This window comes from Mesorhizobium sp. M0848, from assembly GCF_040319805.1.
GTDB lineage: Bacteria > Pseudomonadota > Alphaproteobacteria > Rhizobiales > Rhizobiaceae > Mesorhizobium.
Genome location: NZ_JAMYOM010000041.1, coordinates 23,450 through 46,398, shown reverse-complemented (window position 1 = coordinate 46,398; position 22,949 = coordinate 23,450). Strand labels below are relative to the sequence as shown.

At 64.1% G+C, this 22,949-nt stretch carries 19 protein-coding genes; 8 read left to right on the top strand and 11 right to left on the bottom strand.

What is annotated here, in order from left to right:
* Nucleotides 1-261 precede the first annotated feature (261 nt).
* Nucleotides 262-2,985 carry a DNA mismatch repair protein MutS gene (mutS, locus tag NKH95_RS31565; RefSeq protein ID WP_352894317.1) on the bottom strand — a complete coding sequence of 908 codons (2,724 nt, stop codon included), beginning with the start codon at nucleotides 2,983-2,985 and terminating at the stop codon, nucleotides 262-264.
* 213 nt (nucleotides 2,986-3,198) lie between these two features.
* Here mutS and NKH95_RS31560 point away from each other — a divergent pair, with 213 nt between their 5' ends.
* Nucleotides 3,199-5,478 (top strand): NADP-dependent malic enzyme, encoded by a 2,280-nt coding sequence (locus tag NKH95_RS31560; protein ID WP_023811643.1) that lies wholly within the window; start codon nucleotides 3,199-3,201, stop codon nucleotides 5,476-5,478.
* 33 nt (nucleotides 5,479-5,511) lie between these two features.
* Here NKH95_RS31560 and NKH95_RS31555 read toward each other — a convergent pair whose 3' ends face one another.
* On the bottom strand, nucleotides 5,512-6,213 hold the full coding sequence (locus NKH95_RS31555) for an antitoxin Xre/MbcA/ParS-like domain-containing protein (protein WP_128304819.1): 702 nt from the start codon (nucleotides 6,211-6,213) through the stop codon (nucleotides 5,512-5,514).
* 490 nt (nucleotides 6,214-6,703) lie between these two features.
* Nucleotides 6,704-7,696, bottom strand: coding sequence for an adenosine kinase (locus NKH95_RS31550; RefSeq protein ID WP_027039710.1), 993 nt, complete (start codon nucleotides 7,694-7,696; stop codon nucleotides 6,704-6,706).
* A 228-nt stretch (nucleotides 7,697-7,924) separates the two neighbouring features.
* On the opposite strand from NKH95_RS31550, the gene NKH95_RS31545 reads away from it, so the two are divergent.
* Both NKH95_RS31545 and NKH95_RS31540 read left to right on the top strand, forming a co-directional pair.
* Nucleotides 7,925-8,857, top strand: a complete 933-nt coding sequence (locus NKH95_RS31545; protein ID WP_352439729.1) for a DMT family transporter — start codon at nucleotides 7,925-7,927, stop codon at nucleotides 8,855-8,857.
* 89 nt (nucleotides 8,858-8,946) lie between these two features.
* Nucleotides 8,947-9,657, top strand: a complete 711-nt coding sequence (locus tag NKH95_RS31540) for a sulfate transporter family protein (RefSeq protein ID WP_352439728.1) — start codon at nucleotides 8,947-8,949, stop codon at nucleotides 9,655-9,657.
* A gap of 9 nt (nucleotides 9,658-9,666) precedes the next feature.
* Here NKH95_RS31540 and NKH95_RS31535 read toward each other — a convergent pair whose 3' ends face one another.
* The 6 genes from NKH95_RS31535 to NKH95_RS31510 all read right to left on the bottom strand — a co-directional run bounded on the left by NKH95_RS31535 (nucleotide 9,667) and on the right by NKH95_RS31510 (nucleotide 14,407).
* A complete protein-coding gene (locus NKH95_RS31535; protein ID WP_352439727.1) occupies nucleotides 9,667-10,665 on the bottom strand; it encodes a proline racemase family protein in 999 nt (332 codons plus the stop codon).
* Nucleotides 10,666-10,679: 14 nt separating this feature from the next.
* The gene (locus NKH95_RS31530; protein WP_352894315.1) at nucleotides 10,680-11,483 is read right to left on the bottom strand and encodes an isocitrate lyase/PEP mutase family protein; all 804 of its coding nucleotides are present in this window, start codon (nucleotides 11,481-11,483) and stop codon (nucleotides 10,680-10,682) included.
* 77 nt (nucleotides 11,484-11,560) lie between these two features.
* Entirely contained in the window at nucleotides 11,561-12,415 is an 855-nt protein-coding gene (locus NKH95_RS31525) for a hypothetical protein (RefSeq protein WP_352439725.1), read from the bottom strand.
* A gap of 72 nt (nucleotides 12,416-12,487) precedes the next feature.
* The gene (locus NKH95_RS31520; RefSeq protein WP_128304824.1) at nucleotides 12,488-13,150 is read right to left on the bottom strand and encodes an HAD family hydrolase; all 663 of its coding nucleotides are present in this window, start codon (nucleotides 13,148-13,150) and stop codon (nucleotides 12,488-12,490) included.
* Nucleotides 13,150-13,635, bottom strand: a complete 486-nt coding sequence (gene dut, locus NKH95_RS31515; RefSeq protein WP_352894313.1) for a dUTP diphosphatase — start codon at nucleotides 13,633-13,635, stop codon at nucleotides 13,150-13,152. Before dut ends, NKH95_RS31520 begins: the two co-directional genes overlap by 1 nt.
* Before the next feature lie 301 nt (nucleotides 13,636-13,936).
* Nucleotides 13,937-14,407, bottom strand: a complete 471-nt coding sequence (locus NKH95_RS31510) for an Lrp/AsnC family transcriptional regulator (protein ID WP_023811653.1) — start codon at nucleotides 14,405-14,407, stop codon at nucleotides 13,937-13,939.
* A gap of 114 nt (nucleotides 14,408-14,521) precedes the next feature.
* On the opposite strand from NKH95_RS31510, the gene NKH95_RS31505 reads away from it, so the two are divergent.
* The 3 genes from NKH95_RS31505 to NKH95_RS31495 all read left to right on the top strand — a co-directional run bounded on the left by NKH95_RS31505 (nucleotide 14,522) and on the right by NKH95_RS31495 (nucleotide 17,288).
* The gene (locus NKH95_RS31505; protein WP_023811654.1) at nucleotides 14,522-14,770 is read left to right on the top strand and encodes a DUF6356 family protein; all 249 of its coding nucleotides are present in this window, start codon (nucleotides 14,522-14,524) and stop codon (nucleotides 14,768-14,770) included.
* 15 nt (nucleotides 14,771-14,785) lie between these two features.
* Nucleotides 14,786-15,586: a class II glutamine amidotransferase gene (locus NKH95_RS31500; protein WP_352439724.1), complete on the top strand. Its 801-nt coding sequence runs from the start codon at nucleotides 14,786-14,788 to the stop codon at nucleotides 15,584-15,586.
* Nucleotides 15,587-15,914: 328 nt separating this feature from the next.
* Nucleotides 15,915-17,288 carry an amidase gene (locus NKH95_RS31495; protein ID WP_023811656.1) on the top strand — a complete coding sequence of 458 codons (1,374 nt, stop codon included), beginning with the start codon at nucleotides 15,915-15,917 and terminating at the stop codon, nucleotides 17,286-17,288.
* On the opposite strand, the gene NKH95_RS31490 is transcribed toward NKH95_RS31495, so the two are convergent.
* Nucleotides 17,282-18,355, bottom strand: a complete 1,074-nt coding sequence (locus NKH95_RS31490) for an NAD(P)/FAD-dependent oxidoreductase (RefSeq protein ID WP_352439723.1) — start codon at nucleotides 18,353-18,355, stop codon at nucleotides 17,282-17,284. The two genes, NKH95_RS31495 and NKH95_RS31490, sit on opposite strands and share 7 nt — an antisense overlap.
* 237 nt (nucleotides 18,356-18,592) lie before the next feature.
* Between NKH95_RS31490 and NKH95_RS31485 the strand changes: the two genes are divergently transcribed.
* Nucleotides 18,593-20,185 carry a peptide chain release factor 3 gene (locus NKH95_RS31485; protein WP_352439722.1) on the top strand — a complete coding sequence of 531 codons (1,593 nt, stop codon included), beginning with the start codon at nucleotides 18,593-18,595 and terminating at the stop codon, nucleotides 20,183-20,185.
* Between the two features lie 174 nt (nucleotides 20,186-20,359).
* Here the strand turns inward: NKH95_RS31485 and NKH95_RS31480 are convergent, their stop codons facing one another.
* Complete coding sequence (locus tag NKH95_RS31480; RefSeq protein ID WP_352439721.1) at nucleotides 20,360-20,830, bottom strand: VOC family protein; 471 nt, start codon at nucleotides 20,828-20,830, stop codon at nucleotides 20,360-20,362.
* A gap of 250 nt (nucleotides 20,831-21,080) precedes the next feature.
* Between NKH95_RS31480 and ilvD the strand changes: the two genes are divergently transcribed.
* Nucleotides 21,081-22,925 (top strand): dihydroxy-acid dehydratase, encoded by a 1,845-nt coding sequence (gene ilvD, locus NKH95_RS31475; RefSeq protein WP_023811662.1) that lies wholly within the window; start codon nucleotides 21,081-21,083, stop codon nucleotides 22,923-22,925.
* Nucleotides 22,926-22,949: the final 24 nt, after the last annotated feature.

Sequence of the window (22,949 nt, the reverse complement as noted above, 5' to 3'; positions counted from 1 at the left end):
CTCCAACTTCCCATCCATCACGCTGGTGTTCCCAAATGGCATCGCGAACCTCCCGGCGCAAAGCACGCCAAACTGTTCGCGATGTTCTCGCACACCTGTTCGCGATGTCTCCGGTCCAAACAGGGGGGAGATAGGCAGCTTCCGCGCTCCGCTCTCCTTGCATGGTGATTGGCGAAAGCCAAGGTGACGTCCGATCTCCCCCCTTGCGGGGGAGATGCCCGGTAGGGCAGAGGGGGGTGCTGTCCCGCCGACCTTTACTGGCTACGCCAGTCCCTTAAGCCGGTAAAGCGCCTCCAGCGCCTCGCGCGGCGTCATCTCGTCGGGATTGATCGCGCCGAGCGCGTCGCCGAGCGCATCGTTTTTCGCCGGCTTTGGCGCTTCGCGCTTCACCGCCACCGAAAACAGCGGCAGGTCATCCACCAGCCGGTTGGTCTTGCCGGAGACTTCGCCTTCTTCGAGCTGATGCAGCACTTCCTTAGCCCGGTCGACCACCGCCTCCGGCAGGCCGGCCAGCCGCGCCACCTGCACGCCGTAGGAGCGGTCGGCGGCACCCTTGCCGACCTCGTGCAGGAAGACGACGTCGTTTTCCCATTCCTTGACCCGCATGGTGACGTTGGAGAGCCGCGCCAGCTTGCCGGCCAGCGAGGTCATTTCGTGAAAGTGAGTAGCGAAGATCGCCCGGCAGCGGTTCTTCTCGTGCAGGTATTCGACCGCCGCCCAGGCGATCGACAGGCCGTCGAAAGTGGCGGTGCCGCGGCCGATCTCGTCGAGGATCACCAGCGCGCGTTCGCCGGCCTGGTTGAGGATCGCCGCCGTCTCGACCATCTCGACCATGAAGGTCGAGCGGCCGCGCGCCAGATCGTCCGAGGCGCCGACACGCGAGAACAGCCGGTCGACGACGCCGATATGGGCCGATGTCGCCGGCACGAACGAGCCGGTCTGGGCGAGGATGGCGATCAGTGCGTTCTGCCTGAGGAACGTCGACTTGCCGCCCATATTGGGGCCGGTCAGAAGCCAGATCGCGCCATTCTTGGCGCTGCCCTCCGGCGACAGGTCGCAATCATTGGCGACGAACGGGCCTTCGCCCGAACGGCGCAAGGCCTGCTCGACCACCGGATGCCGGCCCCCCAAAATGTCGAAAGCAAGGCTCGAATCCACCACCGGCCGGCACCAGGCTTCGCTTTCCGAGAGAAGCGCAAGTGCCGCCGAGACATCGAGCACGGCCAGCGCGTCCGCACCGGCGCGGATCTTCTCCGCTTCGCCGACCGCTTCCGCCGTCAGCGCGTCGAAGGCGGCAAGCTCGATGCTGAGCGCCCGGTCGGCGGCATTGGCGATCTTGGTCTCGAGTTCGGCAAGCTCGGTCGTGGTGAAGCGCATGGCGTTTGCCATGGTCTGGCGGTGGATGAAGCGCGCCTTGGCGCCGTCGCTGCCGGTCATGATCGCGTGGTGATTGGCGGTCACCTCGATGTAGTAGCCAAGCACATTGTTGTGGCGGATCTTCAGCGAGCGGATGCCGGTCTCGTCGATCAGCGAGCGCTCCAGCCCGGCGATCACTTTGCGCGACTCATCGCGCAGCGCCCGCATCTCGTCGAGATCGGCATGGTAGCCGCCGCGCACGAAGCCGCTGTCACGCTTGAGCAGCGGCAGCTCGTCGCCGAGCGCCTGCGTCAGATGCTGCGAAAGCGCTTGGGGCAGTGCATGGATGGCGGCGAGTGCGGCCGTCAATTCCTGCGGCAGGGCGGTCGCCGCGAAAATCTCGGCGATCGCGCCTGCCGCCTCGAAGGCGGCGCGCAGCGCGCCGAGGTCGCGCGGCCCGCCCCGGTTGAGCGCCAGCCTAGACAGCGCGCGCGGCATGTCGGCGACGCTCTTCAGGCTCGACCGCACCGCCTGGCAGAGCCGGGTCTCGGAACGGAAGAACGAAACCGAGTCCAGCCTGCCGCCGATCGCCACCGGGTCGGTCAGCGGCGCCATCAGCCGGTCGGCGAGCAGCCTTGCGCCGCCGCCGGTGACCGTGCGGTCGATCGCCTTGAACAGCGAGCCTTCGCGGCTGCCCGACAGCGTGCGTAAGAGTTCGAGATTGCCGCGTGTTGCCGGGTCGATGAACAGGGTCGATCCCTGCTCCTCGCGCTCCGGCCGCGACAGCGGCGGACGCTCGGCTTTCTGCGTCTTCTCGACATAGGCGATGGCGCCCGAGATCGCCGATAGCTCGGCGCGCGAAAAGGCGCCAAAGCTATCCGGCGTCGCCACATCGAAGAAACGGGCGATGCGTCCCGTGGCCGAGGCCGAATCAAACAGCGACGGCGGTTGCGGGCTGGCGACGCGGCCGAGCACGTCGAACACCGGCTTCAGCTCCGGATCATGGAACACCGGCTCGGCGACGATCAGCTCGCGCGGATCGACGCGGAAAATGTCGGCCAAAAGCCGGTCGGCGGTGGTGTCGGTGACGCGGAAGGCGCCGGTCGAGATGTCGATCCAGGCCAGCGCAAAGGAGTGGTCCGCTCCGCCTTTCACCCGCCCCAGCGCCATCAGGAAACTCGATTCCGACGGCGCCAGCAATTTGTCCTCGGTGATGGTGCCCGGTGTCACCAGCCGCACCACGTCGCGGCGCACCACCGATTTGCCGCCGCGTTTCTTGGCCTCGGCCGGATCCTCGATCTGTTCGCAGACGGCAACGCGGAAACCCTGGCCGATCAGCTTTTGCAGATAATCGTCGGCGGCATGCACCGGCACGCCGCACATCGGAATGTCGAGCCCTTGATACTTGCCGCGTTTGGTCAGCACGATGCCCAACGCCCGGCTCGCCTTCTCGGCATCGTCGAAGAACAGCTCGTAGAAATCGCCCATGCGATAGAACAGCAGCGAATCGGGGTTCGCCGCCTTGATCTCGATGAATTGCTCGATCATCGGCGTGGCGCCGGCGTGGGCGGTCGGCACCGGCGTCATCGCCTCGGGGGCGTCTGGCTCGTTCGGGCTGTGCATGTTCATGCGCGGCACGCTAGCAGATGTGATGATGCGGTTTAATGCCAGAGCTTCGAAAAACAGGGGACGACGGGACGGCAGCTTGTCCGCAATTGCCGATGCGGACGGCGATTCCAGCGCGCTGGCGGTTTACACGCGGCGGCGCGTGGTCTTAATTCGGTCCGACACAAAGCACCCGCTTCAACGAGGTGCTGCACCGGTGAGGAAATCAGAAACATCATGGCCAGGAAAACCGAGAACAACGGTCCGTCCGTCAGTGCGCAGGAAGCGCTCGAATTCCACGCCATGGGTCGCCCCGGCAAGCTGGAGGTCGTTGCCACCAAGCCGATGGCGACGCAACGCGACCTCAGCCTCGCCTATTCGCCTGGCGTCGCGGTTCCTGTTCTGGCCATCGCCGAAGACCCCTCGCGCGCCTTCGACTACACGACGCGCGGCAATATGGTCGCCGTCATCTCCAACGGCACCGCCATTCTCGGCCTTGGCAATCTCGGCGCGCTGGCCTCCAAGCCGGTGATGGAGGGCAAGGCGGTGCTGTTCAAGCGCTTCGCCGATGTCGATTCCATCGACCTCGAGGTCGATACCGAGGACGCCGACGAGTTCATCAACTGTGTGCGTTTCCTCGGGCCCTCTTTCGGCGGCATCAATCTCGAGGACATCAAGGCGCCGGAATGCTTCATCATCGAGCAGCGCCTGCGCGAATTGATGGACATCCCGGTCTTCCATGACGACCAGCACGGCACTGCGATCATCTCGGCCGCCGGCCTGATCAACGCGCTGGAAATCACCGGCCGCGACATGAAGACCACAAAAATGGTCTGCAACGGCGCCGGTGCAGCCGGCATCGCCTGTATCGAGCTGATGAAGGCGATGGGTTTTGCGCCGGAAAACATCACTTTGTGCGACACCAAGGGCGTGGTCTTTCAAGGCCGCACCGAAGGCATGAACCAGTGGAAGTCGGCGCATGCGGTCAAGACCGAGGCGCGCAGCCTCGCCGAGGCACTCGATGGCGCCGACGTCTTCCTCGGCCTCTCCGCCAAGGGCGCGCTGACCACCGCCATGGTGCAGTCGATGGCCAAGAACCCGATCATCTTCGCCATGGCCAATCCCGATCCGGAAATCACGCCGGAGGAGGTCGCCGAGATCCGCACCGACGCCATCATGGCCACCGGTCGTTCTGATTACCCCAACCAGGTCAACAACGTGCTCGGCTTTCCCTACATCTTCCGCGGCGCGCTGGATGTCAGGGCAACCACCATCAATGACGACATGAAGATCGCCGCCGCCCAGGCGCTGGCGGCATTGGCACGCCAGGATGTGCCCGACGACGTCGCCGCCGCCTATCAGGGCAACCGGCCGAAATTCGGCCCCAACTACATCATCCCGGTGCCGTTCGACCCGCGCCTGATCTCGGCCATCCCGATTGCGGTGGCCAAGGCGGCGATGGATTCCGGCGTCGCCCGCAAGCCGATCCTCGATCTCGACCGTTATGCGCAGGAGCTGTCGGCCCGCCGCGACCCGATCGCCTCGACCCTGCAGCGCATCTACGACCGCGTGCGGCGCCAGCCCAAGCGCATCGTCTTCGCCGAGGGCGAAGAGGAGCAGGTCATGCGCGCCGCCGTCTCCTATGTGAATCAGCGGCTCGGCACCGCCATCCTGCTCGGACGCGACGACGTCATCAAGGAAAACGCCAAGCACGCCGGCATCGACCTCAACAAGCAAGGCATCGAGATCATCAATGCAAGGCTGTCGCGCCGCAACGGCATCTACACCGACTATCTCTACGAGCGCATGCAGCGCAAAGGCTTCCTGTTCCGCGACTGCCAGCGGCTGATCAACAACGACCGCAACCATTTTGCCGCCTGCATGGTGGCGCTGGGCGACGCCGACGGCATCGTGACGGGCGTCACCCGCAACTATTCGACAGCACTCGACGACATCCGCCGCGTCATCGACGCCAAGCCCGGCCATCGCGTCATCGGCGTCTCGATCGTGCTGGCGCGGGGCAAGACCGTGCTGGTCGCCGACACCGCCGTGCACGATATGCCGAACGCCGAGCAGATCGCCGACATCGCCGAGGAGGCCGCAGGCTTTGCCCGCCGCATGGGTTATGAGCCGAGGCTCGCCATGCTCGCTTATTCGACCTTCGGCCATCCGCAGGGCGAGCGCTCCGAGCGCGTCCAGGAAGCGGTGCGCATCCTCGACAAGCGCCGCGTCGACTTCGAGTATGACGGCGAAATGGCCGCCGACGTCGCCCTCAACGCCCGCGCCATGGCGCAATATCCGTTCATAAGGCTGACCGGCCCGGCCAATGTGTTGATCATGCCGGCGTTCCACTCGGCCTCGATCTCGACCAAGATGCTGCAGGAACTCGGCGGCTCCACGGTCATCGGTCCTCTGCTGGTCGGCCTGAACAAGCCGGTTCAGATCGTGTCGCTCAACGCCAAGGACAGCGACATCGTCAACATGGCGGCGATCGCGGCGTATACGGCGGGGACTTGAGGGGCGAGCCTGAGCGGTGAGGTCGCGAGGCGTTCAGCGCGGCGCGAATACGCGCGCGGCCTCAACGACCTCGTCGACCTGATCCTGCCGAAGCAGGTCGACGGGAATGCGGCCGTCGAGCTGCGCCGAGGGCCGCGTCAGCCACAGCCATGCGAGCCTTGGATTGGTGATCAGCGACAGCACGTCGCGAATGCCTGCAACCGGCCGGCCGTCGACGAACTGCGCCAGCGGGAAGACATGTTTGCGGCCGCCCTTGCGCAAGGCGATGACCTCACCCCGTCTCTGCCAACGGTGCAGGGTCGAGCGGGCGATGCGCAAATGCTCTTCCAGATAGGTCGAGCCGGCGACGCGGCCCGCCCAGTCCTCGATCAGCATCGATTCGAGATCGTCGGACTTTGGCAGCGAGGGGGGCTCGACATCGGTCAACGGGGTCATCGGCGGATTGATCACGCCGGCAATACCGGCTTCGCTGCGGCGCGCGGCTTCCGCCGCCAGCGCGCGCACGAATTTCGAGGCCAGGCCGGGCAGGTCGGCATGGATGGCGTCGATGGCGCGCTGGTGCTTCGGCGACAGCAAGGTGACGGCGGACGCTATGCTGCCGGCGATCTTGCCGACCGAGACCATGGTTGGCTTGTTGATGGCCTCATCATAGTGGGCAAGCGCGCGTTCGACCTCCTCCGCGACCATCTCCGCGAAGTCGTCCTGCCTGAGGGCCTGGATCTGAAATCTGTTCATGCATCTGTCTTCCGGGCCGCGCTCCCCTCAGCTGCGGCCGATTGTTGAATCTCTAGAGCGGAAAGCGGAAATCGCGGCGGCAATGAATCCGGCCGCCCGACAGCATGCTGTCTAGCATTTCTTGACACCCCAACTGACTGAGGGCGCACCGAAATGTCAGTCGCGGGACGCCCAGATTGCGTGTAGGTGCGATGTATGACAGCCGCGCGACGGTGAGAAGCGGACGGCCAAGCTGCCGATCTCCCCCCTCGTGGGGGAGATGCCCGGCAGGGCAGAGGGGCGCGCGAAGGATCGCTACGGAACGATGTTTTGCGCCCGCGCTCCAGGTCCTTCTGACGACGTCAACGTCGCGCAAGAATCCAGGAATTCATGCCGTCTATTTCGGGGTCGGCGGCAGTGTAAAGCCTTGAAGATGCTGGCGGGACGGTGCCCCCCTCTGGCCTGCCGGCCATCTCCCCCACGAGGGGGGAGATCGGCAGCTTGATGGCTGCTAAAGCAACCCCGCCTGCTCAGCCTCTCGGCGCAGATTCTGCCGTGGCCTGGGGCCGATCTGCTGGATCACCAGTCCGGCCGCCAGTGAGCCAAGGTCGCCGCAGGTCTGCAGGTCGCGGCCTTGCGTGTAGCCATGCAGGAAGCCCGCGGCATAGAGATCGCCGGCGCCGGTCGTGTCGACCAGTTCCTTGATGGCGGTCGCCTTGATCACCACGGTTTCGTCGCCGCGTACGATCACCGAGCCTTTTTCCGAGCGGGTGACGGCGGCGATCCGGCAATCCTTGCGGATCTGGGCCAGCGCCTCGTCGAACGACGACGTCTGGTAGAGCGACTTGATCTCGTGGCTGTTGGCAAAGACGATATCGACCGTGCCCGAGCGCATCAGGTCGAGGAATTCGTCGCGGTAGCGGTCGACGCAAAACGAATCCGACAGTGTCATGGAGACTTCGCGGCCTGCCGCGTGCGCCAGCTTCGCCGTCTGGCGGATTGCCTCCTTGGCGCGCGGCGGGTCCCACAGATACCCTTCGAAATAGGTGACCTTGGCGCCAGACGCCTTGTCGGCTTCGACATCCTCAGGGCCAAGCTCGACGCAGGCGCCGAGATAGGTGTTCATCGAGCGCTCGCCGTCGGGCGTGACGAAGATCATCGAGCGCGCCGTCGGCGGCTCACCCTTGAGCGGCGTGGTGTCGAAGGCGACGCCCTGCGCATGGATGTCGTGGGCGTAGATTTCGCCGAGCGCATCGTTGGAGACCTTGCCGAAGAAGGCGGCGCGGCCGCCGAAGCTGGCGACACCGGCCGCCGTGTTGCCGGCACTGCCGCCGGACGCCTCGATCGCCGGACCCATGCGGCTGTAGAGCAGTTCGGCGCGTTGTGTGTCGATGAGGTTCATCGCGCCCTTGATGATGCCGTTGGTCTCGAGGAATTCCTCGTCGCACTGGGCGATGATGTCGACAATGGCATTGCCGATGCAAAGCACGTCATAATCCGGCATCAAAATCTCCGCCAAAACCCGAGCCGGCTTCTTGCCACGCCGGTCCGGCGCGGGTCTAGCGATTTGAAACCGGTTTGCCTAGGGCGTGAGACGCAACTTTGGCGGAACAGGCAAAAGGCGCATCAGCCGGGAGGCGCTATGACAATTCGACCGTGGCCGAAGCATTTCGTCGCCGCACCGCCTACAAGCCTGGTTCAGCCGATCCCGTTTCGAAGGCGAGCCAGCCCCATGTCTACAAAGAAGATCTCGACAAAGAACGAGCCTGCAAAGAACGACATGACCACCGACCTGACACTGCTCGTCGTGCTGGCAGTGCTCTGGGGCGCCTCCTACACCTTCATCAAGATCGGCGTCGAAACCATCCCGCCGGTCACCTTCATAGCCGCCCGCACCCTGATCGCCGGCGGTATCCTGTTCGCCATCATCCGCTGGCGCGGGCTCGCCATGCCGGGCGATGCGGCAAGCTGGCGCCGCTTTGCCTTCCAGGCATGCCTCAACAGCGTCATACCATTCACCCTGATCGCCGCCGCCGAGCGCTCGGTCGATGCAGGCCTCGCCACCATCCTGAACGCGACCTCACCGATCTTCACCTTCCTGTTCACCGCGCTCATCACCCGCCATGAGCCGGTCACGGTGCGCAAGCTGATTGGCGTCGGCGCCGGTATAGCTGGAATATGCCTGATCATCGGAACCCAGGCGCTTGATGGCATCGGTCACCAATTGTGGGCGCAGCTTGCCATCGTCGCAGCGACAATCTGCTATGCCGGTGCGGCCATTTTCGGCCGTGGCTTCAAGGGCCTCGACCCGATGCTGCCGGCCGCCGGATCGATGCTGTGCGGCGCAATCATCCTGGTGCCGCTCAGTCTTGTGTTCGACCAGCCGTGGACGCTGGCGCCGTCGACCGCATCGATCCTGGCCTTGCTCGGCCTGTCGGTGTTTTCGACCGCACTGGCTTTCGTCATCTATTTCCGCCTCATCCACACGCTGGGCTCGGTCGGCACCACTTCGCAGGCCTATCTGCGCGTGCCGATCGGCGTCGGCATCGGCGCCGTCTTCCTCGGTGAAAGCCTTGGTTCGACGGCATGGCTGGGCATGGCGTTTGTCGTGGCTGGGGTCGCTGCCATGGCCATCCCGGTTCGCAGGCCGGCGCTTGCGCGGTAGGCGCCCGCCGCTTGTGCTGGCGACCTGCACTGCTTATCTCGGGGGCGTCCGTCTTTCGGCGGTATCCGCTAACCCTTGGTTGAAGCACGGTGATTTTCGACGCTGCCCGCACTGCGGCCCTTGAGCTGCTCTCGCCTCCGTTTCGTGCCGTGTTCCTCAAGACGCTGGGCTTGACCCTGCTGGCGCTGGTGGCGCTGTGGTTCGGTCTGACCAGCCTTGTCGAGTGGCTGGCCCTGCCATGGTTGCAGACGCTGTTGCCCGGCATGCCGTCCTGGGCCGGCTGGCTGGGCGGCATCATCGCGGCAATAGCGCTTGCCTTCGGTATGGCGTTGCTCATCGCGCCGGTAACGGCTGTTGTCGCCGGCCTGTTCCTCGACGATATCGCCGAGGTGGTCGAGCGCACCGACTATCCCGGCGATCCATCCGGCCGCGCCATGCCAGCGCTGCGCTCGCTGGTGCTATCGATGCGATTTCTCGGCGTCGTCATTCTTGGCAACATCGTCGCCCTGCTGCTTCTCTTGGTGCCGGGCGTCAACATCGCCGCCTTCTTCATCGTCAACGGCTATCTGCTCGGGCGCGAGTTCTTCGAATTCGCTGCCATGCGCTTTCGCGACGAAGAAGAGGCCAGAGCCTTGCGCAGACACTATGCCGGCACGGTGTTTCTCGCCGGCCTGCTCATCGCTGCCTTCCTCGCCGTGCCGCTGCTCAATCTGGTGACGCCGCTCTTCGCCGCCGCCATGATGGTGCATCTGCACAAGGCGATTTCGGTGCGGGAAGTGGCTCGCTCCTCACGCGGCTGAGCATTTTCGTCAGCGCAACAGGAAACCGCGTCCCAGTTCGTCGTCGGCCTCGACAATGAACTCGGCCCGCCCGGAATAGTAGGCGCGGCCGCCGACGCGGGCGATGATCGCCTCGTGCGGGCCAGCCTTCGCCGTCCGCACCACGGACCCGGAAAAACGCGAGCCGGCGATGCTCTCGAACATGCGTGTCTGCCCGATCGCGATCTCGCCCTTGGCATGCATGGCCGCCAACCGCGCGGTCACGCCGGAGCCGGTCGGCGAGCGGTCGACCTCGGCCTCGGCGAAGACGCAGATGTTCTTAGTCACCTCGCTGGAAAACGCGTCGCGGCCATCGGTCAGGATGGTGCCGTAGAGGAAGGCAAGGTCGGCATGGTCGGGATGCGACAGCGGCAATTCGGCCTTGAGCCTGTCCGTCAGCGCGGTTGCCGCATCGACGAAATCGCGCACCCGGCTTCTGCCGAATTCAAGCCCGAATTGGTGACAATCGGCCAGCGCGTAGAAGGCGCCGCCATAGGCGACGTCGAAGCCGATCGTGCCATGACCCGCCAGCTCTATCGTCTGCCCGCCGGCGAACAGGAAGGCCGGCACGCTTTCGAACGACACCGCACCGGCCTTGCCGTCCCTGACCTCGACCGAGGCGACGACCAGCCCGCACGGCGCCTCGATATTGACTGTCGTGATTGGTTCCTGTTTCGCCACCAATCCCTCATCTACGGCGTAGCGGCCGAGCGCGACGATGGCGTGGCCGCACATCGTCGAGTAACCCTCATTGTGCATGAACAGCACGGCGAGGTCGGCGCCGGGCAGGTCCGGCTCGACCAGCAAGGCGCCATACATGTCGTAATGGCCGCGCGGCTCGAACATCAGGATTTTCCTGAGATGATCGAGATGGTCGCGCACATAGGCGCGCTTTTCTAGGATCGTGCCCTTGGGAATACCGGGATAGCCGCCGGTGACGATCCTGAGCGGCTCGCCGCCTGTATGCATGTCGACGACGGTCAGCGTCATGCGATGGGCCCCGTTCAAGCTGAAGACTTGCCGAAGAGGGCCTGCAATTTGCCGAACGGCATGGCGGCGCGGGTGAAGCCGAAGGTGCCGTCCTGCTGGATCTCGCGTGCCGCCGTTTCCAGCATGCCATAGGCGAAATTGGTCAGCCACGGCCCGAGCGAGATGCGCTTGACGCCGGCCATGGCGAGGTCGGCGATGGTGAAGCCAGGCTTTGCCATGACATTGACCGGCTTGCTGACCGCCGAGCAGAGCGTGCGGATCATCTCGACGTCGCCGATGCCTGGCGCATAGAGCACGTCGGCGCCGGCCTTCTCGAACGCCTGCAGCCGCTTGATGGTATCGTCGAGGTCGGACTTGCCCCACAGGAAATTCTCGGCCCGCGCCGTGAAGACGAAATCGCGCTTCAGCGCCCGCGCCGCCTCCACCGCCGCCGCAACGCGCTCGACAGCGTGCGCGAAATCATAGATTGGCTTGTCGGGGTCGCCGGTGTGGTCTTCGATCGAGCAGCCGGCAAGACCGGCCGCTTCGGCCGCGAAGATGGTTTCGGCGGCCTGCTCGGCGCTGTCGCCCTTGCCTTTCTCGAGGTCGGCCGAGACCGGCAGGCTGGTCGCCCCCGACACCTCGCGGCAATGGTGGATCATCTGGTCGAAGGTCACCGCGCCGTCCGGCAAGCCGCACGAAAAGGCAAAGCCGGCGCTGGTTGTCGCCAGCGCCGTGAAGCCGAACGAGCCGAGCAGCTTCGTCGTGCCGATATCCCAGGGATTGGGCATGACGAAGGTCGAGGCATGCAGGTCGCGGAAGATCTTGCCCTTGTCCATGGTAGTACCCCCATATGCGGTGTGGCTAAGTGGATTTTATCCTGCCCCATTTGGCCGGGCAAACGAATGCGGTTGGTTCAGAAGCGTTTGGCGTTCTCTCCTGCCAATTTGTCCAGCGTGTCGGAATCCTTGATGTAGCGCGATGTCTTCTTGTCCCAGTGATAGATGACGGAAATCGCGTGGGACTCTGGTCGGGGCGGAGTGTCGTCGCAGCTTTCGCCGTTGAGCACCGTGGCATCGGTCACCGTCACTTTGATGGCAGCATAGGACTTCCCCTCCGCGATGGCCTGAAAAGCTACATCCTGCTTGCGGCTGTAGGCGCACAGGTTTTCGTCGAACGTATAGATCATGTCGATCAGTTCGAATTTGTCGTCGCGGACCATGATCAGCGGCGTGATCACATAGTTCTGGCTCGAGTTGAAATGCGCGCTCATGGTGATCAGGACGTCATCGTTGGCGCTGACCGAAAGCTTGCCCGGTTCGCGGAAGTAGGTGCCGCGGTCGAGCGCGACATTGACGGCGTCGAGCAATTTTGGCTTGGCCGTGACGTCGTAGAGCGCCAGCACCGCATAGCCTTCGGCGCTGTCGGGAGAGTCACCGAGGTCGAACAGCATGGCCAGCCGGTCCTTGCCGCCGGCCTTGATCGCAAGCACCGCGGCATTGGAAAAGCCCGAAGTTTCGGGCGGCGAACCGCCGCCGTCCGGTCGCTCGATATGTCGCATCTCGATCGGTAACCCGCCCCTGTAGAAGCCGTCCTGGTCCGCGGCGAGATCTGGAATGACCATCCTCGCGAGGTCGAGATAGGTGGCATCCGTGCGGCCGGGCAAAGCACTGCCGAGTTCCGGGAAGCCGACGGCTTGCGCGCCGGCCGCAGTCCACAAAAACGGCAGCAGCGTCAAGGTAAGGAAGAAGCGGAACAGGGCGGGTTTCATGCGTGGCCTCGAATTGGCGGGGCCAAGCTAGCACGGACGATCGAGGCGTACAGCCGCGGGCTGCAGATCAGCTTAGTGGATCGGCACCAGCCCGGCCAGTTCGCGCATGTCGTCGAACAGGATGCCGCCGGCCTGGATCAGGCCAGCGCGGTCGGAATAGGGATCGGCATGATAGGAAAACACCCGCATGCCGGCGGCGATCCCGGCCTGCGTGCCGGCGACGCTGTCCTCGATGACGATGCAGTCGGCGGGCGCGAAGCCCATGGTCTTGACCGCATGCAGGAACAGGTCCGGGAACGGCTTGCCACGGCTGACCATGGTCGAGGAAAACATCGCGTGTTCGAACAGCGGCAACAGCCCGGTCTGGCCGAGCGTGATGTGCATCTTCGACACTCGGGCCGAGGTGGCGACGCAATAGGCGATACCGGCTGAACGCACGGCTTCGACGAACTCGCGGACGTAGGGGATCGCTTCGACGCCGTGGGCAAACAGATCCGGCAGGCCGGCGTTCCAGCGATCGACGAAATCGACGCCGAGCCTGACGCTGGTCTCTGCTTCGATCTCTTTCTGCACCGACGCCATGCTGCGGCCGGAGAAATTCTTGCGGCAATATTCGAAGCTTGTCGGATAGCCGGCAGCGGTCAGCCATTCGGCGAGGCGCCGATTGGCGAGGTTCTCGGTGTCGACCAGGATCCCGTCGCAGTCGAAGATGACAAGTTTAGGCAGTTCAGGCATCAGGCGGTGCCGGTCGACCCGAACCCGCCCGCGCCGCGCGCCGTGCCGCCAGATAGGTTGCGCTCTTCCACGGCGGCTTGCGTCACCGCGGCAAAAACGATCTGGGCGATGCGCATGCCGCGCGTCACCGCGAAGTCCTCGTCGCCGAGATTGATCAGCAGCACCTTCACCTCGCCGCGATAATCGCTGTCGATGGTGCCGGGCGTGTTGAGGACAGTCAGGCCGTGCTTGAAAGCAAGTCCGGAGCGCGGCCGCACCTGGCCCTCCATGCCTTCCGGAATTTCCAGGATCAGCCCGGTCGGCACCAAAGTACGCTTGCCAGGCAGGATCAGCAGCGGCCGGTCGTCGGGCACGGCGGCGCGCAGATCCATGCCGGCAGCACCGGTGCTTTCATAAGCAGGAAGGGGAAGTCCTTCAGCATGCGGCAACCTGACGAAGCCGACGGTCGGACCGATGACGGAGGGAGTTTGAAGGGCTGCGCGCATAAAATCGATCCTATCGGCGCGAACGGCGATTCGGTCAACTCGACTGTAATTCTATCAACGGCTTTCTTTTGGGCGGCACTGTGACCACCCAACGCTTCGTCATCCACGGGCGAAGCAAGGAGCGAAGCGACGCAGCGCAGAACATAGGATCCATGCCGCGACTTTAAAGCGTTGCTGCGGTGCAGAATTCTGCTCCGCTGCACTCCTCGGCCAAGGTCACGGCATGGATCCTCGGGTCTTCGCGACGGAACTTCGCTCCTGCTCCGCCCGTGGACGACGAAGTTGGGAGGCTTCAGCTAATCTACCTCAGTTCCATCGGAACGACGGTGGTCTCCTTGATCTCCTCCATCACGAAGGACGCGGACACATCCGACAGCGCCACCTTGGCGATCAGCCGCTGGTAGAGCCGGTCATAGGCCTTCACGTCGGCGACGCGGGCGCGCAAGACATAGTCGAGGTCGCCCGACATGCGGTAGACGCCGGTGATCTCGGGAAAGCCGGTCACTGCCGCGCGGAATTTCTGCAGCCACTCCGGGTCGTGGTTGGACGTGCGGATCAGGATGAAGACGGAAAGGCCAAGTCCGAGCTTTTCGGCATCGACCAGCGCCACGCGGCCGGTGATGACGCCATCCTCCTCCAGCCGCTTCACCCGGCGCCAGCAGGCATTGCGCGACAGCGCCACCCGTTCCGACAGCTGGTCGACCGACAGCGTGCCGTCGCGTTGCAATTCGGCAAGCAATTTCCGGTCGATTTCGTCGATTTCCAACGCCATGTGGGATGTTTGTCCCATCAACGGGTCAAATACAAGGATATTTTGAGACCGATGAACCGGCGAAGCGTGTCAGGATACTCATATCAGGAACTTCAAGCGCTGAAGGGGACCAGCATGTCGGTCGCAAGGATTTTCACCTCTCATCCGGCCAAGGTCGGCGAAACCTATTTCACTCATATGGCCTTTGCCGGCTGGTTCTCGTCGCGGCTGCTGATGGCGGCTGGCGCCGCGCTCGTTCACGCTTTCTTGCCATTTCTGTTTGAGACTACCGCCAGCCGAATCGTTCGTGAGCTTTACGAGCGGACGCACAACAGAGGCACACACGCGATCAAGGAGCCTGCGGCTCTTATGGATCGCGCCTAGAGGGCGACAGAAGCGATGTGCCGGTGGGCGGCCTATCTCGGTGAAGCAGTCTTTCTCGAAGACATGCTCACCGCGCCCTGTCACTCGCTGATCGCCCAGAGCCATTGCGCCCAGGAAGCGAAATCGCCGACCAATGGTGACGGTTTTGGCCTTGCCTGGTATGGCGACCGCCCGGAGCCGGGTCTCTACCGAGACATCCTGCCGGCATGGTCGGATCCCAATCTGAAGAGCCTGTGCCGGCAGATCAAATCCGGCCTGTTCCTCGCCCATGTGCGGGCGTCCACCGGCGGCGCCACCAGCCGCATGAATTGCCATCCGTTCATCTCCAGCTCTTGGTCGTTCATGCACAACGGCCAGATCGGCGGCTTCGAAAAAATCCGCCGCGCGCTGGAGAATTCGCTGTCCGACGCTGTCTTCGACCAGCGCGAAGGCACCACCGATTCCGAATTGTTTTTCCTGCTGATGATCGACGAGGGATTGACCGGCGATCCGCAAGGCGCCGTCTCCCGCGCCACCAGCCGCGTGCTCGAAGCCTCGCGCCGCGCCGGCCTCGAACCGGCGCTGAAACTCACCGCCGCCTTCTCCGACGGGCAGGCGCTGCATGCGGTGCGCTACGCCACCGACGCTCACGCACCGACGCTCTACACGTCTGTCCTGCGCAAGGGCGGCGGCCGCTGCATCGTTTCCGAGCCGTTCGACCGCGAGGGCGGCGACTGGCAGGCGATCCCGCCGTCGAATTTTGTGACGATCACTGGCGATGGCATGGTCATTCGCCCTTTCGCACCCGCATCGGCCAGGCTGGCACTGGCCGTCTAGTTGCAAAAGTGCGGCAACGCCGCGGGACAGCCCCCCCTCTGTCCTGCCGGACATCTCCCCCACACGGGGGGAGATTGGCACCTGCGACTGCCGCGCTATTCCTTGCAACGTCCGAGATTAGCGAAAGCTGTCGTGACATCCAATCTCCCCACCTGTGGGGGAGATGTCCGGCAGGACAGAGGGGGGCGCCGTAGAGTGCAGACTTGGACAGTCCAGTCTGCACAATTTCGATCAAACGCAGCCAATCCTCGAATGCTCAACTCCATTTGAAGCAGCGCCGCTGTCCGCCATCCGATCAGGCGAACGCGGCCAAGCCGGAGCATTGTCAATGGACCTCGTCTTTTCCTCAACCATCGAGCTGGCCACTGCCATCGCCGCGCGGAAGATCTCCGCCGTCGAGGCACTCGACGCGCATCTGGCGCAGATCGATGCGCACAACGATGCGGTCAACGCCGTCATCTCGCTCGACAGGGAAGGGGCTCGCGAGTGCGCCAAGAAGGCCGACGCGGCCCAGGCGCGCGGCGAGGCCCTCGGCCCGCTGCACGGCGTACCGTTCACGCTGAAGGACATGCACGATACATCCGGCATGAAGACCACGGTCGGCTTTCCGCCCTTTGCCGACTATGTCGCCAAACAGGACAGTCCGGTCGTCGCCCGCTTGCGTGCGGCTGGCGGCGTGCTGATGGCCAAGACCAATGTCGCGACCATGCTTTCGGACTGGCAGTCGAACAATCCGCTGTTTGGTCGCACCAGCAATCCCTGGAATCTCCAGCGCACGGCGGGCGGTTCCAGCGGCGGCGCGGCGGCTGCACTTTGCTCGGGGATGACGCCGTTCGATGTCGGCACCGACATGCAGGACTCAATCCGGCTGCCGGCCAGTTTCTGCGGTGTCTATGGCCTGAAGCCGACGGAGCACCGCGTCTCGCTGGCCGGCGTCTTTCCCGATCCCGGCGGTACTGCGCGCAGCGTGCGGCTGATGTCCTGCCTTGGGCCGCTGGCGCGCAGTGTGGAAGATTTGGCGCTGATCTATCAAATCATTGCCGGTCCTAATGGAAGCGACACCGATCTTGCGCCGGTGCCGGTCGAGGATATGCCAAGCCTCGACCTCAAGACATTGCGCATTGCCTTCGCGCCGTTCTTTCCCGGGTTTCCAGTGGCGGGCGACGTCAGCGCCGCGGTCGAAAGTCTCGCAAGGCAGTTACAATCCGCAGGAGCGGTCGTCGAAGAAGCAAAACTGCCGAAACTCGACCTGCATGACGATCTGGAGCAGGGCGGCGCGCTGATCGGCATGATGCTGGAGGCCGCTCAGCCTGAGCCGCCGGAGGAACCGACACCGGTCTCGCGCTGGTTCGAGGCACTCGCCCGCCGCGACAAATCCATTCTCGCCTGGGACCGGTTTTTCGAGGCCTACGACGCGTTGATCTGCCCGGTCGCCATGACCACCGCCTTCCCGCATTGCGAGCCGGGCACGCCGATCAAGGTCGACGGCAAGGAGCAGAGCTACTGGATGCTGCCGGCCTATGGCGCCGTGTTCAACTACAGCGGCCATCCAGCGCTTTCCATGCCGTGCGGACTGGACAGCACCGGCCTGCCGATCGGCCTGCAACTGGTCGGCAAACGCTGGTCGGAGTCACGGCTGCTCGGCATCGCCAAGGCAATCGAACCACTCACCGGCGGCTTTCGCCGTCCGCCCGCCTATTGAGCGAAGCGCGACAATCCATAAGGGGCAAGTAAGGGGTCGCGCTCGCCGTCGAGAATTTCCCTTGTGGCGAACAGGCTGACGGCCGGCGCCAGCGTGATGCCGGAATGCATAACGGCGACATAGACACCGTCCACGCCCTCGGCGCGGCTGATGATCGGAAAGCCGTCGATCGGCGTCGGCCGGTAGCCGACCGTGTGGAAATCGAGTTCCAACCCGTCGCTGTCGCGCAGCATGGCTTTCATGGCCGCAAACAGCGCGTGGGCGGTGGCTTCGGCATTCATACCCGGATCGGCGCCGCCAAAATCCGAGCCGGCGATGATGCGGCCTTCCGCCGTCTGGCGCATGTGCAGCCGCTCGGCCAGAACCAGACCGTTGAGCAGCTTTTTGTAAGGCCGTGAGTGGACGATCAGGCCGGGCGGCGTTTCGATCGGCAGGTTGATCCCGGCGGTCGCGGCGATCTCCGGCGAGCCGACGCCGGCCGCGACCACCACCTCGTCTGATGCAATCAATCCGTGCGAAGTGTCGACACCGGTGATCCTGCCGCCGGTCTGGACCAGGGCCGTCACCGTGCTGGAGATGGTCTTCGCGCCATGTCGCTTCGCGTCTGCCAATAGGGCATGGGCGGCGGCCACGGGCTCTGCGACACCTTCCTCAGCCACATGCAGGGCAAAGTCGGGAAGCTCGGCGAGATTGGGCTCGATGCGCGCGGCACCGGCGCGGTCGACGCGTTCGATGCCGTAGCCCCAGGCGGAATGCTCCGTGGCGTAGATTTCCATGTCGGTGGCCGACAGATCCCAGCACAGGCCACCGCACCAGCTGAGCGGCAGGCCGGGTAGGTCCTGCGCCAGCCGCGACCATTCGGCCATCGCGCGGGTGCGCAGCCGGAAATAGGGCTCCGGATTGCCCCAGCTGGCATTGATCCAGGCAAACGAGTTTGGGGTGGCGATTCCACCGACGGGGCTGTCGGAAATGACCGTGACCTGTGCTCCCGCCTTGCTCAGATGCCAGGCGATGGACGCGCCGATGATGCCGGCGCCGATGACGATCACTTGTTTCGCCGCAGTCATGTCTTGCTCCTCTGCCTCGCCATCCGGAGGGATGTTCATCCAGTGCCATCCCGGCAGCCGCTTGCCAACATCGCGCAGCGCAAAATATGCGGCAATGCACTGGCCGGAGCCACAGCACGACTGAGCTGTATGCTCTGATGGTGAGGCGGCGATCAGCAGCTTCCGAGCCGTCGGACCGGTCGACAGCCCGGCACTGCGCTGCTAGAAGCCCGGCCTGTCACACGGAAATCCCAGAGAATGCCCGAAGCAATAGAAGAAGAAGTGGCGCGCCGCCGCACCTTCGCGATCATCGCGCACCCGGACGCCGGCAAGACCACGCTCACCGAAAAGCTGCTGCTGTTCGGCGGCGCCATCCAGCTTGCCGGCGAGGTCAAGGCCAAGAAGGACAAGATTCAGACGCGGTCCGACTGGATGAAGATCGAGCGTGAGCGCGGCATCTCGGTCGTCACCTCGGTGATGACCTTCGAGTATGAAGACAATGTCTTCAACCTGCTCGACACGCCCGGCCACGAGGATTTCGCCGACGACACCTACCGCACGCTGTCGGCGGTCGACTCGGCGGTCATGGTCATCGATGCCGCCAAGGGCATCGAGCCGCGCACACTGAAGCTGTTCGAAGTCTGCCGGCTGCGCGACATTCCGATCATCACCTTCATCAACAAGATGGACCGCGAAAGCCGCGATCCGTTCGAGATTTTGGACGAGATCGAGCAGAAGCTGGCGCTGGATACTGCCCCCGTCACCTGGCCGATCGGCCGCGGCAAGAATTTTGCCGGCACCTATCATCTGGCGCTGAATGCCGTGCGCAGGGGCGACGCGGAGAAAGAACGCACGCCGGTTAATGGTCCCGATTCCAACCGCGTTGCTGGCCTTTTGCCAGAAAACGAACGCGAAGCCTTCATCGAGGAACTGGAGCTCGCGCGGGAAGCGTGCAGACCCCTTGATATAGAAGCCTTCCGAGAGGGCCATCTGACGCCGGTCTATTTCGGCTCGGCGCTGCGCAATTATGGCGTGCGCGACCTGATCGAGGCGCTTGGCGCTTTTGGACCGCCGCCGCGCGCGCAGGAGGCCGACACCCGCAAGGTCGAGGCAACCGAGGAGAAGATGACGTCCTTCGTCTTCAAGATCCAGGCCAACATGGATCCCAACCACCGCGACCGCATTGCCTTCGTCCGCGTCTGTTCGGGCAAGCTCGAGCGCGGCATGAAGGCCAAGCTGGTGCGTACGGGAAAGCCTATGTCGCTGTCGGCGCCGCAATTCTTCTTTGCCCGCACCCGCGTCACCGCCGACGAGGCGTTCGCCGGCGATGTCGTCGGCATTCCCAACCACGGCACGCTGCGTATTGGCGATACGCTGACCGAGGGCGAGGAAATCCTGTTCCGCGGCGTGCCGAATTTCGCACCGGAAATCCTGCGCCGCGTTCGCCTCGGCGACGCGATGAAAGCGAAAAAACTCAAGGAAGCGCTGCACCAGATGGCCGAAGAGGGCGTCGTGCAGCTGTTTTCGCCGGAGGACGGCTCGCCTGCCATCGTCGGCGTCGTCGGCGCCCTGCAGCTCGACGTGTTGAAGGAGCGGCTGAACTTCGAATACACGCTGCCGGTCGAATTCGAGATGTCGCGGTTTTCGGTCTGCCGCTGGATATCGGCCGACGACAAAGCCGAGACGCTTCGCTTCATCGAGGCGCATCGCGGCGACATCGCCCGCGACCTCGACAATGATCCAGTGTTCCTCGCCCAGCACGCTTTCTCGCTGAACTACGAAGCGGAACGCTGGAAGGCGATCAGATTTGCCACGATCAAGGACTATCAGGTCCGCGACAGAGCGGCGTAAGTCGCGCTTTTTCCTCCTCTCCGCTCACGGGGAGAAGGTGCCCGAAGGACGGATGAGGGGCGGCGCGACCTGGGGCTGATAGACTCCAACTTCCCCCGGCCCGTCGCAGGCTCCGGGCGTTCGAAGCTCGAAAAGCCAAGCATTTGGCTTTCCGTCCGCTACGCGGACCGCTTCTCACCCTCTGGCCGCTTCCTCGATCCTTGCGATGTCGATCTTGCTCATCTGCATCATCGCCGACATCACGCGGCCGGCCTTGGCCCGGTCCGGATCCAGCAGCAGGTGCGGCAGCTGCTCCGGCACAACTTGCCAGGAGACGCCGAATTTATCCTTCAGCCAGCTGCATTGCGACGGTTGGCCGCCACCTTCGATGAGCTTGTCCCAGAAGTCATCCACCTCTTCCTGCGTCTTGCAGTCGATCGACTGCGACATCGCCTCGGTGTGCTTGAACTGCGGTCCACCATTGAGCGCCTGGAACTGCACCCCGTCGAGTTCGAACGTGGTCACCAGCACCTTGCCTTCATCGGCGTGGCCTTCGGGCCAGCGCATTACGCTCAGCACCTTCGAATTCTTGAAGATGGAGACGTAGAAATTCATGGCCTCTTCGGCCTGGCCGTCGAACCACAGGCAGGTGGTGATCTTTTGCATGTCGTGCTCCTCGGGTTGTTTTGGTTGCGTTACGGCGAAACGGCTGACTCCGAACGCGGTGCCATTTCCATGCCGTCTGCCCAAGGACGGGCATGCAGTGCGCCATCCGACAGTGCCACGCATTTTTTTGAGAGAATCTGGCGCATTGCAAAATTGTGGCCAGACCGAGCTTGCGCGTCTATAACGCCTGCGGTCCGAATTCAGCTCCGCCGCGCCATGCCTGGCTGTGGCCAGCCACCAAGGAAAAAACATGCCTGCCTATCGCTCCCGCACCACCACCCATGGCCGCAACATGGCCGGCGCTCGCGGCCTCTGGCGCGCCACCGGCATGAAGGACAGCGATTTCGGCAAGCCGATCATCGCGGTGGTCAACTCCTTCACCCAGTTCGTGCCGGGCCATGTCCATCTGAAGGATCTCGGCCAGTTGGTCGCGCGCGAGATCGAGAAGGCCGGCGGCGTCGCCAAGGAATTCAACACCATCGCCGTCGACGACGGCATCGCCATGGGCCATGACGGCATGCTCTATTCGCTGCCGTCGCGCGAGCTGATCGCCGATTCCGTCGAATACATGGTCAACGCTCACTGTGCCGACGCCATGGTCTGCATCTCCAATTGCGACAAGATCACGCCCGGCATGCTGATGGCATCGTTGCGCCTCAACATCCCTACCGTCTTCGTTTCCGGCGGCCCGATGGAAGCCGGCAAGGTGGTGCTCGCCGGCAAGACGCAGGCTCTCGACCTGGTCGATGCCATGGTGGCGGCCGCCGACGACAGAATTTCCGACGAGGACGTCAAGGTCATCGAGCGCTCGGCCTGCCCGACCTGCGGCTCCTGCTCGGGCATGTTCACCGCCAATTCGATGAATTGCCTGACCGAGGCGCTTGGCCTTTCATTGCCCGGCAACGGCTCGACGCTGGCCACGCATGCCGACCGCAAGCGGCTGTTCGTCGAGGCCGGCCACCTGATCGTCGATCTCGCCCAGCGCTATTACGAGCAGGACGACGAAACCGCGCTGCCACGCAACATCGCCTCCAAAGGTGCGTTCGAGAACGCTATGACGCTCGACATCGCCATGGGCGGCTCGACCAACACCGTGCTGCACATTCTCGCCGCCGCGCATGAGGGCGAAATCGATTTCGATCAGGACGACATCGACGCGCTGTCGCGCAAGGTGCCGGTGCTGTGCAAGGTTGCTCCGGCCAAGTCCGACGTGCACATGGAAGACGTGCACCGCGCCGGCGGCATCATGGCCATCCTCGGCCAGCTCGACAATGCCGGCCTGCTCAACCGCGACCTGCCGACGGTGCACACGCGAACGCTGGGCGAAGCGCTCGACCATTGGGATATTTCTCGCACGACCAGCCAGAGTGTGCGCGATTTCTTCCTCGCCGCCCCTGGTGGCGTGCCGACACAGGTCGCTTTCAGCCAGGACCGCCGCTGGGACGAACTCGATCTCGACCGCGAGAAAGGCGTCATCCGCTCGACCGAACATCCCTTTTCCAAGGATGGCGGCCTCGCCGTGCTGAAAGGCAATCTGGCGCTCGACGGCTGCATCGTGAAGACGGCCGGCGTCGATGAATCGATCCTGAAGTTCACCGGCCCGGCCCGCGTGTTCGAAAGCCAGGATTCCAGCGTCAAGGCGATCCTGTCGAACGAGATCAAGGCCGGCGATGTGGTCGTCATCCGCTATGAAGGGCCGCGCGGCGGCCCAGGCATGCAGGAAATGCTTTATCCAACCAGCTATCTGAAGTCGAAAGGGCTCGGCAAGGCCTGCGCTCTGGTCACCGACGGCCGCTTCTCCGGCGGCACCTCGGGCCTGTCGATCGGCCACGCATCGCCGGAAGCCGCCGAAGGCGGGCTGATCGGGCTCGTGCAGGAGGGCGATACGATCGAGATCGACATCCCCAACCGCAGCATCCGCCTGGCTGTCGACGATGCCGAACTGGCAGCGCGCCGTGCTGCTATGGAGGCCAGGGGCGCCCTGGCCTGGAAGCCCGAGGAAAAGCGCAAGCGCAAGGTGACGACCGCCTTGCGCGCCTATGCCGCGATGGCGACCAGCGCGGCCAAGGGCGCGGTCAGGTTTGTGCCGGAATAAGGTTCGCGCCCAGGCCCCCTCATC